This window comes from Listeria marthii (assembly GCF_014227425.1).
Taxonomy (GTDB): Bacteria; Bacillota; Bacilli; order Lactobacillales; family Listeriaceae; genus Listeria; species Listeria marthii.
This window is the reverse complement of record NZ_JAASWB010000004.1, coordinates 375711-390851: the sequence shown is the minus strand read 5'-3', so window position 1 is coordinate 390851 and position 15141 is coordinate 375711. Positions and strand designations below refer to the sequence as shown.

Genomic DNA, 15141 nt, shown 5'->3' with positions numbered 1-15141 from the left:
AGAATTATCTAGAGGAGGAATAATCATGAAAACAATCATGTTAGTATGTTCAGCAGGTATGTCTACCAGCTTACTAGTTACAAAAATGGAAAAAGCAGCTGAAGAGCAAGGCCTTGAAGCAAAAATCTTCGCAGTTGCAGAAGCAGAAGCAGCTAACCATTTAGACGAAATCGATGTTTTATTACTTGGACCACAAGTACGTTTCTTAGAAGGAAACATGAAGAAAAAATTAGAGCCAAAAGGTATTCCGCTAGCTGTTATTAACAGTGTTGATTACGGAATGATGAAAGGCGACAAAGTTTTAGAACAAGCATTAGATTTAATGAAGTAAAAAAAGGGTAATTACAGCTGTCTGGCTGAAAATTATAAAAAAATGGAAGAGGTAACGTACTAACACGAAGTTTTAGAAATTATGTATTTGTCTTAATCAGTGTTATTACTTTATCCTCAAAAAAGGAGAATAAAAAATGAATGGTTTTATCGCATTTATGGAGAAATATTTCATTCCCTACGCTGCCAAAATTGGTGGACAACGTCATTTAGTAGCAATTCGTGATGGTTTCATCACAACTATGCCACTAATGATTCTAGGGTCTTTCGCTGTTTTAATTAACAACTTCCCAATTCCAGCTTACCAAAAATTCATGAATAACTTATTTGGTGAAGGAACTTGGCAAGCATTCGGCGGAAACGTTTGGAACGGTACTTTTGCTATCTTAGCATTACTTATCGCTTTCACTGTAGCTTACAACTTAGCTAAATCTTATGACAAAGATCCACTTTCTTCCGCAGTAGTTTCTGTAGCAACTTTCTTCACTATCGGCGCAATTGCTCCAGGTGCAGACGGTATTGCAAACACTGGTGGTCTTGGATCAACTGGTCTTTTCTTAGCTTTAATTATTGCAATTCTTTCCACTGAAATCTTCACTCGTTTAAGTGGTAGCCCGAAATTAATTATCAACATGCCTGATGGTGTTCCACCGGCAGTTTCTCGTTCATTCGCAGCTTTATTCCCTGCAATGATCACTGTTTCAATCTTTGGTCTTATCACTGCGTTCTTCCAAGCAGCTGGTGTGACTAACTTAGTAATTTCTTTCTACGAATTAGTACAAGAACCGTTCATGGGTCTTGCAAACTCCTTGCCAGCAGCATTACTACTGGCATTCGTTTCTGCTTTCCTTTGGTTCTTCGGTTTACACGGTGCGAACATTATCGACCCGTTCATGCAAACAATCAATATCCCAGCTATCGAAGCTAACGTAAAAGCTCTAGAAGCTGGTAAAGAACTTCCTTACATCGTTAACAAACCTTTCTTTGACTCTTTCGTTAACTTAGGCGGAACTGGGGCAACTATCGGTTTAATCATTGCTATCTTTATCGTAGCTCGTAAACATAAAGCGTACATGACAGTTTCTAAATTGTCTGCAGCGCCTGGTGTTTTCAACATTAATGAACCAATGATGTTTGGTCTTCCAATCGTCTTGAATCCAATTATGTTCATTCCGTACATCTTGGCACCACTTGTACTTGTAACTGTAGCTTACTTTGCAACAGCTATTGGTTGGGTACCAGCTTGTACTATCGTAACTCCTTGGACTACACCACCAATTATCGGTGGAGCACTTGCAACACAAAGTATCGCTGGTGGCGTACTTGCAGCTGTAAACTTAGGATTATCTATCCTAATCTTCCTTCCATTCGCGAAAATTGCTCAAATTCAAGAGCTACGTCGTGAAAAAGAAGCACTTGCTGCTGAAGGCGTTACTGCAGAATAATTTTTAAAAACCAAAACTTTAAGGACGTGTTTACAGATGGATTTAGAGCAAACTATTATGAGCTTGATCGTGTTCGGTGGTAACGCTAAAAGTGATGCTATGTTAGCCATTGATTCCGCTAAAAAAGGGGATTTCGCTCAAGCAGACGAACAAATCGCCCAAGCAGAACAAGCACTACTTGAAGCGCATCATTCTCAAACAAAACTTATACAAGGTGAAGCACGTGGCGAAAAAACAGAAGTTTCCCTTCTACTCGTTCACGCACAAGACCACTTAATGAATGCAATTACTTTCAAAGATTTAGCGAAAGAAATTGTTGACCTTTATAAGAATAAATAAAACTTAAAAAACCAGTTGTCGTCATGACAGCTGGTTTTTTTCTTCTGTTAAATTAGCATCTGATCGGATAATCGCTAGCACAACGCCAACCGCAATAAAATTACCAAGCACAGCGCTACCACCATAACTAATAAAAGGCAGCGGAATCCCCGTCAGCGGCATAAGCCCAACAGTCATACCAATGTTCTCAAAAATATTAAACGCAAAACTCACTGCAAAGCCCGCTAAAACAAGCGAAGAGAAAGTATTCTTCATTAAAAGTGCCGCCATAATTAATTGGTGAATAAGCAGCATAAACAAAATCAGTAGCAAACTTACGCCAACAAAGCCAAACTGATGGCCAATTGTACTAAAAATCATATCTGTATGGCTTTCAGGAATATACGCATTGGTCCCCGAACTCCCCGTCATCATCCCCGAACCAACCGCCTTCATCGATAAATTGAGTTGATACACCGCATCCGGATCAGTCGTTGGATCAAGCCACGTTTGAATCCTCGAAAACTGATACGCATGAAAACCAATCTTTTCCAGCAAACTAATATGATACACAATAACATACATTCCTACCGTCGCAGTAGTTAAAATCAATGTAATAATCCCAACCATTAACTTCGTCGACCTGATTGCCAGCAAAATAATCGCCAGCGCCGTAACCCCGTAAACAATTGTCGTCCCGAGATCTGGTTGCTTCATAATTAACAGCAAAACAATCCCCGTCAGAACCGCCAAAATCCCCAATTGTTTCCATTTTTGCGCTTGATATTTCACTGCAAAATGCGCCAATACAAAAATAAAAATCGATTTCACTACTTCTGATGGTTGAAAAGATAGCCCCGCAAACCGATACCACCGCGTTGCTCCGTTAATATTTTGCACTAAGGGATTCGGAATAAGTATCCCCAGTAGCGTAATCACCATAATCACATACAGCCAAATCGCATGATGCCGTAAAAACTCTACCGGAAGCCGCGACACTCCAAAACAAGTCAGCGCACCGATTGCCAAAAACACCAACTGCATTCCTAAAAAATTCGTATCATACTGATTCGTCTTCTGCGCAAAATAAATCGCCACACAACTAACTAAAGACAATAAGAACACCGATAAAATAATCCGGTTATAAAACACATCTCGCTTCATAAATACACGACCTCTCTCGTTTTGTTCCGCCTTGCCGCCGCCAGCACAAATCCTACCGCACATGAAAGCATCACGACCGAACTTCCACCATAACTAATAAATGGTAGCGGCACCCCAGTAAGCGGAATAATCCCACTCACTCCACCAAGATTCAAAAACATCTGCACCGAAATCCAAGTAGCCACCCCAATACAAACCATCGAATCAAAAATAAACTGACTATGAATAGCAATATAAAGTGCCGTAAAGCTAAGCAACATCAATAACAAAATTGTCCAAATAACACCAAAAACACCTAGTTCTTCCGCAACCACCGTCATAATAAAATCCGTATGCGGCTCCGGCAAATAGCCTAATTTCTGAACACTCCCGCCGAGCCCATTCCCAAATATCCCACCACTTCCAATCGCATAATAACCATTCCTAAGTTGATAAGAAGCATCTAAATTATTAAGGTTAAATGGGTCCAAAAAAGCAAACCTGCCTAATTTTGCTGAACTAAAAAAGTCAGGGTGAAAGAAGTAAATCAGTGTTGCAACAAGTAAAAGGAGACCGAATGCCCAAATCGACACCCGGACAAGGCGTGTGAGGCCGACTCCGCTTGTTAAAAACAAAGCGACCCCAATGACACCTAAAATCAGCGCCGTCCCTAAATCCGGCTGTAAGAACACAAGCCCCACTGTTAGAAATAAAAATCCGAGCAACCAATATTGCACACGTACCCCACAACCTTTTTTCAAGAAAACTGTTGCGATTACTAATATTAGCAGTAGTTTCACCGTTTCTGTCGGTTGGAACGTAACGCCTGCAATAGACAACCAGCGTTGCGCATTGTTCGCCGCACTTCCCGTTAAAAGCACTAAAATTAACAAGCCGACCAAGCTCCCCGCCAAAATCCGCAACGTCCACCGCCGATAAAATAGTTGCACATTAATACGCGAACAAACAAGCAAGCCGACAAACCCCAGCCCATAAAAAATGAGCTGTCTATTAAAAAAGTATCCCGTCTCCACTTTGTAACGCATGATAGCAACCCCGTAACTCGTGCTATAAACGAGCAGCAAACTCCAAACCGCCAAAAGCAAATACGTTATAAAGAGCACGCGTCCTGCCCGCATTTAAATCCACTCCCGGAATTTCCGAATGTAAAGAGTTTTCACTAACTGCATCGTTGCCATATAGCCAACTAAAATCAAAATTAACCATGGGAAATAGCTACCTGGTAAGCTGACAAAACCAATACTATGACCAAATCCAGTAAACGGAATCACAATCCCAAGCGTCATCACAATAAGCGTCGCAATCATGACAGGTGCAGTTGCCCGACTTTGGATGAATGGTATTTTTTCTGTTCGAATCATGTGTACAACCAACGTTTGCGTAAGTAATCCGACAACAAACCAGCCACTATGGAATAAAGCTTGCTCCGCTACCGTATTCGCACTAAACACAAACCACATAATTAGAAACGTCGCAATATCAAAGATCGAACTCACTGGACCAATGCAGAGAATGAAGCGCAACATCCCTTTTTGTTCCCATTGGTGTGGCTTTTTCAAAAACGAACGATCCATTTTATCCCAAGGTAGTGTTAATTGGGAGAAATCATAAAGCAAGTTTTGCAGTAAAAGATGTAACGATAGCATTGGTAAAAATGGGATAAACGCGCTCGCCACCAAAACACTAAACACATTACCAAAGTTCGAGCTGGCCGTCATTTTCAAGTATTTTAAAATATTACCGAATACATTCCGCCCTTCCATCACCGCATCATTTAATACCGTTAAACTTTTCTCAAGCAAAATGACCGAGCTGGCATCTTTGGTAATATCCGCTGCTGTATCAACCGAAATCCCAACATCCGCTTTTCGAAGCGCCGGTGCGTCATTAATCCCGTCACCGAGGAACCCCACTGTATGCCCGGCTTTTTTAAGCAAACCAATGATTCGCGATTTTTGCATCGGCGTTAATTTCGCAAAAATATGGTATTTTCGCAGTTCGCGCGTAAGTTCTTCATCGGAAAGTTCTTCTATATCCGCACCTAGTAAAAACCCATTCGCTGGAATGCCGACTTCCTGACAAATCCGTTTCGTAACGATTTCGTTATCACCCGTCAAAACCTTCACGTTAATTTGATTTTTAAAAAGATGGGCGATTGCTTCTTTCGTTGATGCTTTCACTGGGTCGCGGAAACCTAGGAAGCCCGCAATAATCATTTGTTCTTCGTCGGTCTTAGTGAACGCTTCACCGACTTTTCCAGTTTTATAAGCCACAGCAATCACGCGAATGCCTGAGCGATTCATTTCTGCACACATTTCTTGTAGATCATTCTTTTCTGCTTCATTTAGTGTTGAAATAATGCCATCAAATTCCTTATGAGTGCATACAGTGAGCATTTCTTCCACCGCACCTTTTGTAATCATTCTTGTCTCCGTACTATTTTCGACCACCACACTCAAACGACGTCGATCAAAATTGAATGGAATCTCGCCAACTTTTGTAAAACCTGATGCAGTACTTTCATCCAACTTCGCAATTACAGCATGATCTAAAACATTTTTCCAACCCGTTTGGAAATAACTATTTAAATAAGCCATTTTTAGGACACTTTCAGAAGTTACGCCCGCGCTATCAATGTATTTCACAAGTTCTAGCTTATCTTCAGTGAGCGTACCTGTTTTATCCGTACATAAAATATCCATCGCACCGATATTTTGAATGGCGCTCAGTTCTTTCATGATTACTTTTTTCTTCGACATATTGATGGCACCTTTTGCCAAGTTCGTGCTGACAATCATTGGTAGCATTTCCGGCGTAAGACCAACCGCAATCGCCACCGCGTAAAGAAATGCTTCTAACCAATTGCCTTTCATGAGTCCATTAATCATAAACACAATCGGAACCATCACCATCATAAAGTAGAATAGCAACTTCGAAATTGATTTAACACCTTTATCAAAACTCGTGTCGCCGCGGCGTTCCGTAGCTGCAATTGATAGCGAGCCGAAAAACGTTGAGCTTCCTGTCCGCAAAACAACCGCCCGGCCATGCCCACTTAACACATCTGTCCCCATAAATAATAGGTTTTCCCGTTCAAAAATTTCTGGATTGGCACGTTTGTCTTCTACAAATTTTTCAGCTGGAATCGATTCTCCTGTAAGTGCTGACTGGTTAATTAATAAGTCCGTAGCCGAAATAACACGCGCATCTGCCGGAATAATATCTCCCGCCGAAATTTCAATCAAATCTCCAGGTACGATTGCATCTTGCATCACCAGATCCATGGAGCCATTTCGAATAACATTTACTCTATTTTTCACCATATTTTTCAGCGCATAGCTCGCCCGCTCCGCTCTACTCGTTTGAATAAAACCAAGCACTCCACTCGCGAGAATCATCAGCGCCATAATCACAGTCGCTTCCATGTCGTCCGTCAAATACGAAACAATCATTAACATCACTAGAATATAGATAAACGGATCGTTGAATGCTCGAATAAACAACCGTAAATTCGATACTTTCTTTTCTTCCACCGTTTGATTTGGCCCGAACTCCGCCAGCCGTTCCGTAACTTCGACGTTCGTTAACCCCGTTTCCATTACACCTAACTTTTCCAAAACTTTCTCTCTACCCATTTGTGATTCTTTGAGCAAATTGTTACCTTGCATTTTTCCATGTAGTTTTTTCATTTTCCTTGCCTCCAATTCTTTCTAGGCAAGCTGAGAATAACGTTTATGTGCGCCAGAGATGAAGGTTAGTCACTCTTGCAGCTTGATTACTATAATACGAGTCCGGTTCTTCTACTTCCTCTTCCTGTCGATAAGCCATTTGCCTTCATCTCCTTTCGAATTTTACCTAAGCTTAATTGTCTGAAAAAAAGATTGCCATTCCCAGATAATTATTTTTATAATAAACATGAAAAAAGTCCCTACCAAAACCTTGGCAAGGACTGCTGCATTTATACGCATACTAAAACAGACTCCCCTCGCTAAAGTTTTGGCACTATGCAACGTAAAGAATACTCTTAGCCACATTATGGAAAGCCTTAATCCGACAATCCCTGTTCTACCCATTGGCGTCTTTGGACATTTTTGGGCAGTGGCCTGTGTTTGCATAGGAGCCTCACCTAACAGGCAAAACTACATATTTATTATCGCTCTAATCGTCTACGAGTTTAACATAGAAAATCTAAGCTTACAAGACAAAATGTAAAATACTTAACTTTTATTTAACTTTTCGTGATTTATTTTAATAGTTTTAACAGGACATCTGCTAAAGAATCTGCTGTTGTTGTAATCGTTGGCGGGCGCTTGTAAATGTCATCGCGCACTTTTTCCACCATGATCAGTAAAATAACACTATTTAAAATTAAAGAAATCGCATCTGCTTCTTGCGCAGAGTTCTTACTTGGAACCATTTCTTTCACTTTTTGATTAACCCGCTCATACAAATATTCCACAATCGACGGATCAATAAACTCCATATCTTTGCTGCCCATTTCGCGGACAGAAATCACCATAAAATCACGATATTTTTCATAAATATCCGAAATAAATTGACTCGCCTGACGTAAAAATACTTTAGCGCTTTCAAAATCTTTATCAAAAAATTGATTGATTTCCGCCTTCATACTTTCAAATTGAACTTCCAGCGTCATATGAATGAGATTGTCTTTACTCTTAAATTTTTTAAAAATCGTAGCTTCATTTATTCCAGCGGCTTCTGCTAATTGTCTTGTTGTGGAGCCCTTAATGCCATGTTTCGCCATCATAGAAAGCGTTGCATCCATAATGGATTCATTTGTAATCATTATTTTACCCCCGTTCAACTAAGTAAGCACTTGCTTATATTCAGTATAACAAAGACAAGCCTTTTTGACAATTTAATTACAATTTGTCGATATCATTCATAAGCAATGTGAAGTATGTAATAATGGATGTAGAATATTTAAAAGAATTGGAAGTGACTTACCATGCAAAAAACAAGAAAAGAACGTATCCTTGAAACTTTAAAAGAACAAAAGAAAAACAAAAAAAGTAACAAGTTCAAAACTGGTGCAACGATTGCTGGGGTTACTGCCATCGCAACCTCTATCACAGTTCCGGGAATCGAAGTAATCGTTAGCGCAGACGAAACAGCGCCTACTGACGAAGCATCAAAAAGTGCAGAAGCAAACACAACAACAGAAACACCCGCAACTGCCACTCCTGAAAACACAACAGAAAAAATAACTGAAACAAAACCTACTGAAACAAAAGAACAAACAAAAACACAAGAAGAAGCGAAACCCGTAGCTGACAAAGTAGAACAAGCTCCCGCAGAACCCGCTACAGTTAGCAATCCAAACAGTGTAACAAGCTACTCTACACCAGCAACTTATAACCTATTACAAAAATCAGCACTCCGTTCAAGCGCAACGGTTCAAAGCTTTATTCAAACAATCCAAGCCTCTTCTTCACAAATTGCAGCAGAAAATGACCTATACGCATCTGTCATGATCGCTCAAGCAATTTTAGAAAGCGCCTATGGAACGAGCGAATTAGGCTCAGCTCCCAACTACAACCTTTTCGGAATCAAAGGAGCATACAACGGCCAATCTTATACAAAACAAACCCTAGAAGATGACGGCAAAGGAAATTACTACACAATCACAGCTAAATTCAGAAAATATCCTTCTTACCATCAATCACTAGAAGATTATGCCAAAGTTATTCGCAGCGGCCCAAGTTGGAACCCAAGCTACTACTCAAAAGCTTGGAAAAGCAACACAACTTCCTACAAAGACGCAACCAAAGCTTTAACAGGAACGTACGCAACCGACACGGCTTATGCAACTAAATTAAATGATTTAATCAGCCGATATAACTTAACACAATACGACAACGGCAAAACGACTGGCGGCAATTCCGGAAACACTGGTAACACAGGAAATACTGGCAATACCGGAAACACAAACAACACGAACGCCAAAATGTACACAGTCGTAAAAGGTGACTCCCTTTGGAGAATTGCTAACAACAATAAAGTAACCATCGCTAATTTAAAAGCTTGGAACAACTTGAAATCCGATTTCATTTACCCAGGCCAAAAACTTAAAGTAAGCGCCGGATCTACTACAACAAATACAGACACATCCAAACCGAGCACAGGCACAAGCACATCAAAACCAAGTACAGGCACGAGCACAAACGCTAAAGTTTACACAGTTGCAAAAGGTGACTCCCTTTGGAGAATCGCGAACAACAATAAAGTAACCATCGCTAACCTAAAAGCTTGGAACAACCTGAAATCCGATTTCATTTATCCAGGTCAAAAACTTAAAGTAAGCGCTGGGTCTACTACAACAAACACGAATACAAATACGAACACATCTAAACCGAATACAAACACAAATACATCCAAACCAAGCACAGGTACGAGCACAAACGCTAAAGTTTACACAGTTGCAAAAGGTGACTCGCTTTGGAGAATCGCTAGCAACAACAAAGTAACCATCGCTAACCTAAAAACTTGGAACAACCTGAAATCCGATTTCATCTATCCGGGCCAAAAACTTAAAGTAAGCGCCGGATCTACTACAACAAATACAAACACAGCTAAACCAAGCACAAACACACCAAGCAATTCCACAGTAAAAACATACACTGTCAAAAAAGGTGACTCCCTTTGGGCCATTTCCAGACAGTATAAAACAACTGTAGATAACATTAAAGCTTGGAATAAACTACCAAGCAATATGATTCATGTTGGTCAGAAATTGACGATTAAGTGAATATAAAAAGCCTAGCTCGTGAGTGAGATAGGCCCTTGACTGCGGATAAAGCGAGAAATTGCTTTGTCTGCGGTTTTTTTATTATTAACAGTTATTTTATTGGCTTATCCGTTTTATTCTTAACAGCTGGAATAATTGCAATCGCGAAAGAAACCGTTGCAACTATTAATACTACAATATTAAAGTTGTTAAAAATAAGCGTTCCTAAGCTAAACAACACAATAAAGAAAATTAAATATCCTATCCATTTTTTATAATTCAATATTATTATCTCCTCACATGAAACATTTTTATCTTCTAACTTTTTGATAACTTGTAGTTACCGCACCTTTCCAAGTGCTCTTATTGTTTGTAAATTCATCAATAACTTTATAATAGTGATATGTTTTATCTGATTTTTTATAAATGGTTTGTCTCATGTACTTATAACCTTTAAAATTACTACTTAATCCAGTTGTTACCATCGCTCTAGCCACCGGATGCCCCATTGGAACGGCTGTCAATCCACCAGCTAACAATGCTTGGTATAAAGTATTAACGCCAGACAAATTCACTACTTGTTTCGAAACAAATTTATAAGTAGATCCTCCGGATTCCGTTTGATTAGCAAATAACATCATCCGTGGTGGTTGAGTAATTTCTACGCCCGTATTTAAATCAGATATAGCTTCCCCAACAGAAACAGAGTCTTCGATATTCGCCGAAGATGCGATTGGAACCAAATTAACAAAAATTAAAGTAGCTGTTAATGCAATCACAAGATGTTTTTTCATGATTTTTTCATTCCTTTTTATTTTATTTTATTTCTAAGAAAAGAATATCATAATAAACCAATGTATAACCAAAAATGTAATGAAATGTCCGATTCTTGTCATGAACGACTTAATTCTGGTTAAAACTCGTCTTGTTTAAACACAAATTGCGTAAAATAGCTAAAAAAATAGTTCATAATATCACTATTTGCGGTTATATACACTATTTTATTCATCAAAAGAAAAAAGTTTAATTTCAAACTACATATTTATGCCATTTTCATTCCTGCTTTTCCATAATGCGACTTTATAATTTGAATATATCGTATATTTATTCAGCGTTGCAATAACTTACAACCAGAGGAATAGCTGTATCTATGGATGAATCACTTACGTTTGCTATGGTTTTCACCACGCTCGTTGTGCCTATACTAGACTTTAATAAACCAAAAAAATAATCGTCTTTACACTTTGACGGGTGCGAAAAGACGATTATCTATCAATTTTCAAACCTTGTCCACCGTCTTTTTAACGGTGCTACTGTTAGGGAGTCATGTTAGCGCATGGCTCTCTTTTCATTTACATAGTAACACATTTCAAACTGATTTGCCAAGGTCTGAAACAAAAGAAAAACAGATAGCCCTTACCTCCTATCTGTTTCTCCACTATCTGTTTTAAAAATGATGAAAACTCTCCACCGGCATTACAAACACTGTTGCGCCGCCAACTTGGACTTCGATTGGATAAGGCACGTAGGTATCTACTGTCACTCCAAGGGACGCGGATGGTGTCATCATTTGTTCGCGTGCTTTGCAGTTTTCTTTAATAATTGCTAGGGCATCTTCTACACGTTCATCTTCTGTACCGATGATGAATGTGGTGTTGCCTGCTTTTAAAAATCCGCCTGTAGTGGCTAGTTTTGTCGCACCGAAATTGCCTTTTGTTAGTGCGTCAGACAAACGGTTGCTATCTTGGTCTTGGACGATCGCAAATATCAGTTTCAAAGAAATCAACCCTTCCTAAAAATCTATCTTTTTTCTATTATAGCAAATAAATGTCATTTTAAAGAGTGATATGCACTTGTGGCTAGGGGTTTAAGTCACATTTGATGTTAGGATAATTGTCGTAAAATATCGGCTAAAATGGTTTCTGTGATTTCTTCAGGTGTCTTTGTAGCATCCACTCGCATAAAACGGTCCGGGAACATCTTGATGACTTTTTCATAGCCGGCTTGGACTTTTTCATGGTAGGTAATGTCTTCTTTATCCAAACGATTAACTTCACGGCCTTTGTTGGCGGCGATTCTAGCTAAACCGACTTCGGCAGGCACATCTAGATAATACGTCCGGTCAGGCAATGTATCTTCAATCGCATATAAATTCACTTGTAAAACTTGTTCCATATCCATGTCACGTCCGGCACCTTGGTAGGCAAGTGAGCTATCCATGAAACGGTCGCAAAGTACAGTTTTTCCTGCTTCCAAAGCTGGGCGGATTGTTTCAACGACATGTTGACGGCGCGCTCCTGCAATAAGTAGCACTTCTGTTTTCGGGTCCATTTCTTCATTGCCAATTCCGAGGACGATGTTTCTTACTTTTTCTGAAATCGGGCTGCCACCCGGTTCGCGGGTTTTAATAAAATCGATGCCAGCTTCCGTCATTTTTTGATTGAGTAGTGTTCCTACTGTTGTTTTTCCAGAGCCATCTGGGCCTTCAAGTGTAATAAAAATTGCTTTCATTTAGTAATTTCCTTTCCCTTTCGCGTCGCTTTCTGTTTGATTATAGCATAAATTAGCGGAAGACACGGATGTAATTCGCGGCTAGTTTTTCGCCGCCTTGGTAGTGGCGTGTGCGAATGCTTTTTAGTTCGCGAATGTGTCTTTCTGTGATGCTTTCTCCACGGATTACGGCTGGTATCCCCGGCGGATAGAGCGAGATTGTTTCGGCTGATACACGGTCGCCCGCTTCATCTATGGAAATAAATTCGGTGGCGCGCGCGTGCATTTCTTCATACGTTAGCGCGAGGCTAGATGCGCAAGGTGCCGACATTTCGTACGGTTCTTTCGCGATTTCTTTTTTCACCGGAGAATGAATCCGACTAATCGGTGTGAAATCGATTCCTTTTTTAATTAATGGTAAAATCAGTAGCACTTGTGATTCGTCGGCTAGTTCTGGGAAATAAGAGCTCTCTTCAAAAATCGCTTGCAGTTCATAGCCTGTGTAGCCCGTTTTGCGGACGATTATTTTCAGTGGATCATCTGGCAAAATAACGTCAAAATGGTTTTTCGTTAGCCATTTAATCCATCTGGCGCGCATTTTCCAAAAAGCTTCCACATCAGCCGCCGTGTAGGTTGCCGCATATTTCCGCGCAGCATCCAGTGACGCCATAATTAAATAAGATGGGCTGCTCGTTTGAAATACTTGCAGATAATAAGGTAGTTTTTCAAAAATCGGCAAGTCATTCACTACATGCAAATAGGATCCCATCGTCAGCGCCGGCAACGTCTTATGCGCCGACTGAACGACCACATCCGCGCCAAGCTCCACCGCACTTTTCGGAAACTCTGAGCTTGTTAAAAAGTGGGCTCCGTGCGCTTCATCGACAAACACAACCGCGCCAAAATCATGAGCAATTCGGATACATTTTTGCAAATGGAAAGTTGTTCCGTAATAGCTTGGATAAGTGAAAATACATAGTTTTATATCTGGATGATTATGTAGGGTTTCTTCAATAAGTTCTGGGGTTACACCACTCGCGACGCCGACTTCTTTATTCGTTGCTGGTGTTAAAAAAATCGGCTCTCCGCCTGCCAGTTCGATGCCGTGCAAAATAGACTTATGCGCATCTCTCGGCACTAAAACTTTTTCCCCACGCTTCAAAGTCGCCATAATAACCGCCAAGCTTCCTCCGCTTGTCCCGTTCACTAGAAAATAACTTTTTTTACTCCCATAACATTCTGCAAGTAACTCTTCTGCTTCCAAAATCACATCTTCCGGATGGTGCAAATCGTCCATTCCAGTGATTTCGGTTACGTCCCATTTCAATAATTTTTGCCATGCATCTGGATAAATGGCTCCACTTTTGTGTCCAGGAACATGGAGTGATATTGGGCAGGATTTAGCATGAGCATCTAACCGTTCCACTAAAGGCATTTTAGATTGATCTCGCATAACAATTCCCCTTTTCAAATTCTCTCTTTCATTGTACCATTTTGCTGGATTTATGACACATTCTTGCAGTTTTAAAGCGTTTTCATTTTATAAGTTGTATAATAAAAGTAGCAACCACGTTTTGACTTTCTAGTAAAGGGAAATTGAGGTAAGAGGACTATTTTAAAGGAGGTTTTTTGTCAGATGAAGAAGATTCTTAACGGTACAGATCAAGTTGTAGAGCAAATGGTGGAAGGTTTAGTTAAATCGCACGCAGATATTGTTCACCGTGTTGAAGGAACTCGCGTCATTGCAAGAAATGATAAACGTCCAGGCAAAGTCGGGCTAGTAAGCGGTGGGGGTTCTGGTCACGAGCCGGCTCATGCTGGTTATGTAGGTCGCGGAATGCTATCTGCGGCTGTGTGCGGCGATGTTTTCACTTCCCCAACTCCCGACCAAATTTATGAAGGTATAAAAGCCGCAGATCAAGGCGCTGGTGTGCTTTTAATCGTGAAAAACTATACCGGAGATGTAATGAATTTTGAAATGGCGGCTGACTTAGCCGATGCTGATGATATTAAAGTAGAACAAATTGTAGTAGATGATGATATTGCTGTGGAAGACAGTACTTTTACAACAGGACGCCGCGGTGTAGCCGGAACAGTTCTCGTGCATAAAATTATCGGGGCTGCCGCAGAAGCAGGCGCATCCCTTGAAGAATTGAAAGCCCTTGGCGAAAAAGTCATTGCTTCTGTTAAAACGCTTGGGGTTGCACTTTCGCCGTGTACCGTTCCCGAAGTTGGACATCCTGGATTTGAGCTTGGCAATGACGAAATCGAACTCGGCATTGGTATCCACGGTGAACCAGGATTTACACGAGAAAAAATTATGCCATCTGCAAGTTTAGCTAAGCAACTATACGAACGGATTAGCAATGAAAGCAAACTCCTACCTGGTGATAAAGTGGTTGTCCTTGTTAACGGCATGGGCGCAACACCACTTATGGAACAATATGTTTTCGCAAATGATGTCCATGTACTTCTAAAAAATGCCGGCGTTCGCGCGGAAAAAACACTCGTTGGAGATTATATGACCTCGCTTGAAATGGCCGGATTATCCTTAACCATTTTAAAATTAGAAGACGAAAAATGGGTTGATATGTTGAAACTCCCAGTGGACACAATTGCTTGGTAATAAAATTTGGAGGAATG

The 15141-nt window shown here is 40.3% G+C and carries 14 protein-coding genes and 1 riboswitch; of the genes, 5 read left to right on the top strand and 9 right to left on the bottom strand.

Going from position 1 to position 15141, the window contains the following annotated elements:
• Positions 1–25: 25 nt before the first annotated feature.
• The 3 genes from HCJ55_RS09605 (at position 26) to HCJ55_RS09595 (ending at position 2114) form a co-directional block, all read left to right on the top strand.
• On the top strand, positions 26–331 hold the full coding sequence (locus HCJ55_RS09605; RefSeq protein WP_008948903.1) for a PTS sugar transporter subunit IIB: 306 nt from the start codon (positions 26–28) through the stop codon (positions 329–331).
• A gap of 136 nt (positions 332–467) precedes the next feature.
• The gene (locus HCJ55_RS09600; protein WP_185502895.1) at positions 468–1775 is read left to right on the top strand and encodes a PTS sugar transporter subunit IIC; all 1308 of its coding nucleotides are present in this window, start codon (positions 468–470) and stop codon (positions 1773–1775) included.
• 36 nt (positions 1776–1811) lie between these two features.
• Positions 1812–2114 carry a PTS sugar transporter subunit IIA gene (locus HCJ55_RS09595; RefSeq protein WP_003722042.1) on the top strand — a complete coding sequence of 101 codons (303 nt, stop codon included), beginning with the start codon at positions 1812–1814 and terminating at the stop codon, positions 2112–2114.
• A gap of 21 nt (positions 2115–2135) precedes the next feature.
• On the opposite strand, the gene HCJ55_RS09590 is transcribed toward HCJ55_RS09595, so the two are convergent.
• From HCJ55_RS09590 to HCJ55_RS09570, 4 genes are all read right to left on the bottom strand, one after another.
• On the bottom strand, positions 2136–3257 hold the full coding sequence (locus HCJ55_RS09590; protein ID WP_008948908.1) for an FtsW/RodA/SpoVE family cell cycle protein: 1122 nt from the start codon (positions 3255–3257) through the stop codon (positions 2136–2138).
• A complete protein-coding gene (locus HCJ55_RS09585) occupies positions 3254–4375 on the bottom strand; it encodes an FtsW/RodA/SpoVE family cell cycle protein (RefSeq protein WP_185504329.1) in 1122 nt (373 codons plus the stop codon). Before HCJ55_RS09585 ends, HCJ55_RS09590 begins: the two co-directional genes overlap by 4 nt.
• Positions 4376–6946, bottom strand: coding sequence for a magnesium-translocating P-type ATPase (gene mgtA / locus HCJ55_RS09580; protein ID WP_185504328.1), 2571 nt, complete (start codon positions 6944–6946; stop codon positions 4376–4378).
• A gap of 285 nt (positions 6947–7231) precedes the next feature.
• Positions 7232–7398: riboswitch (M-box (ykoK) riboswitch) on the bottom strand.
• 102 nt (positions 7399–7500) lie between these two features.
• On the bottom strand, positions 7501–8067 hold the full coding sequence (locus HCJ55_RS09570; RefSeq protein ID WP_185502891.1) for a TetR/AcrR family transcriptional regulator: 567 nt from the start codon (positions 8065–8067) through the stop codon (positions 7501–7503).
• A 162-nt stretch (positions 8068–8229) separates the two neighbouring features.
• Here HCJ55_RS09570 and HCJ55_RS09565 point away from each other — a divergent pair, with 162 nt between their 5' ends.
• Positions 8230–10029 carry a 1,4-beta-N-acetylmuramoylhydrolase gene (locus HCJ55_RS09565; RefSeq protein WP_185517939.1) on the top strand — a complete coding sequence of 600 codons (1800 nt, stop codon included), beginning with the start codon at positions 8230–8232 and terminating at the stop codon, positions 10027–10029.
• 91 nt (positions 10030–10120) lie between these two features.
• On the opposite strand, the gene HCJ55_RS09560 is transcribed toward HCJ55_RS09565, so the two are convergent.
• The 5 genes from HCJ55_RS09560 to HCJ55_RS09540 all read right to left on the bottom strand — a co-directional run bounded on the left by HCJ55_RS09560 (position 10121) and on the right by HCJ55_RS09540 (position 13951).
• Positions 10121–10291: a hypothetical protein gene (locus HCJ55_RS09560; RefSeq protein WP_185399656.1), complete on the bottom strand. Its 171-nt coding sequence runs from the start codon at positions 10289–10291 to the stop codon at positions 10121–10123.
• Positions 10292–10319: 28 nt separating this feature from the next.
• On the bottom strand, positions 10320–10802 hold the full coding sequence (locus HCJ55_RS09555; RefSeq protein ID WP_185504325.1) for a hypothetical protein: 483 nt from the start codon (positions 10800–10802) through the stop codon (positions 10320–10322).
• 653 nt (positions 10803–11455) lie between these two features.
• Complete coding sequence (gene darA / locus HCJ55_RS09550; RefSeq protein ID WP_003722052.1) at positions 11456–11785, bottom strand: cyclic di-AMP receptor DarA; 330 nt, start codon at positions 11783–11785, stop codon at positions 11456–11458.
• Positions 11786–11892: 107 nt separating this feature from the next.
• The gene (gene tmk, locus HCJ55_RS09545; protein WP_185517937.1) at positions 11893–12519 is read right to left on the bottom strand and encodes a dTMP kinase; all 627 of its coding nucleotides are present in this window, start codon (positions 12517–12519) and stop codon (positions 11893–11895) included.
• A gap of 52 nt (positions 12520–12571) precedes the next feature.
• The gene (locus HCJ55_RS09540) at positions 12572–13951 is read right to left on the bottom strand and encodes an aminotransferase class I/II-fold pyridoxal phosphate-dependent enzyme (RefSeq protein ID WP_185517935.1); all 1380 of its coding nucleotides are present in this window, start codon (positions 13949–13951) and stop codon (positions 12572–12574) included.
• Positions 13952–14134: 183 nt separating this feature from the next.
• Here HCJ55_RS09540 and dhaK1 point away from each other — a divergent pair, with 183 nt between their 5' ends.
• Complete coding sequence (dhaK1, locus tag HCJ55_RS09535) at positions 14135–15124, top strand: dihydroxyacetone kinase subunit DhaK1 (protein WP_185504323.1); 990 nt, start codon at positions 14135–14137, stop codon at positions 15122–15124.
• Positions 15125–15141: the final 17 nt, after the last annotated feature.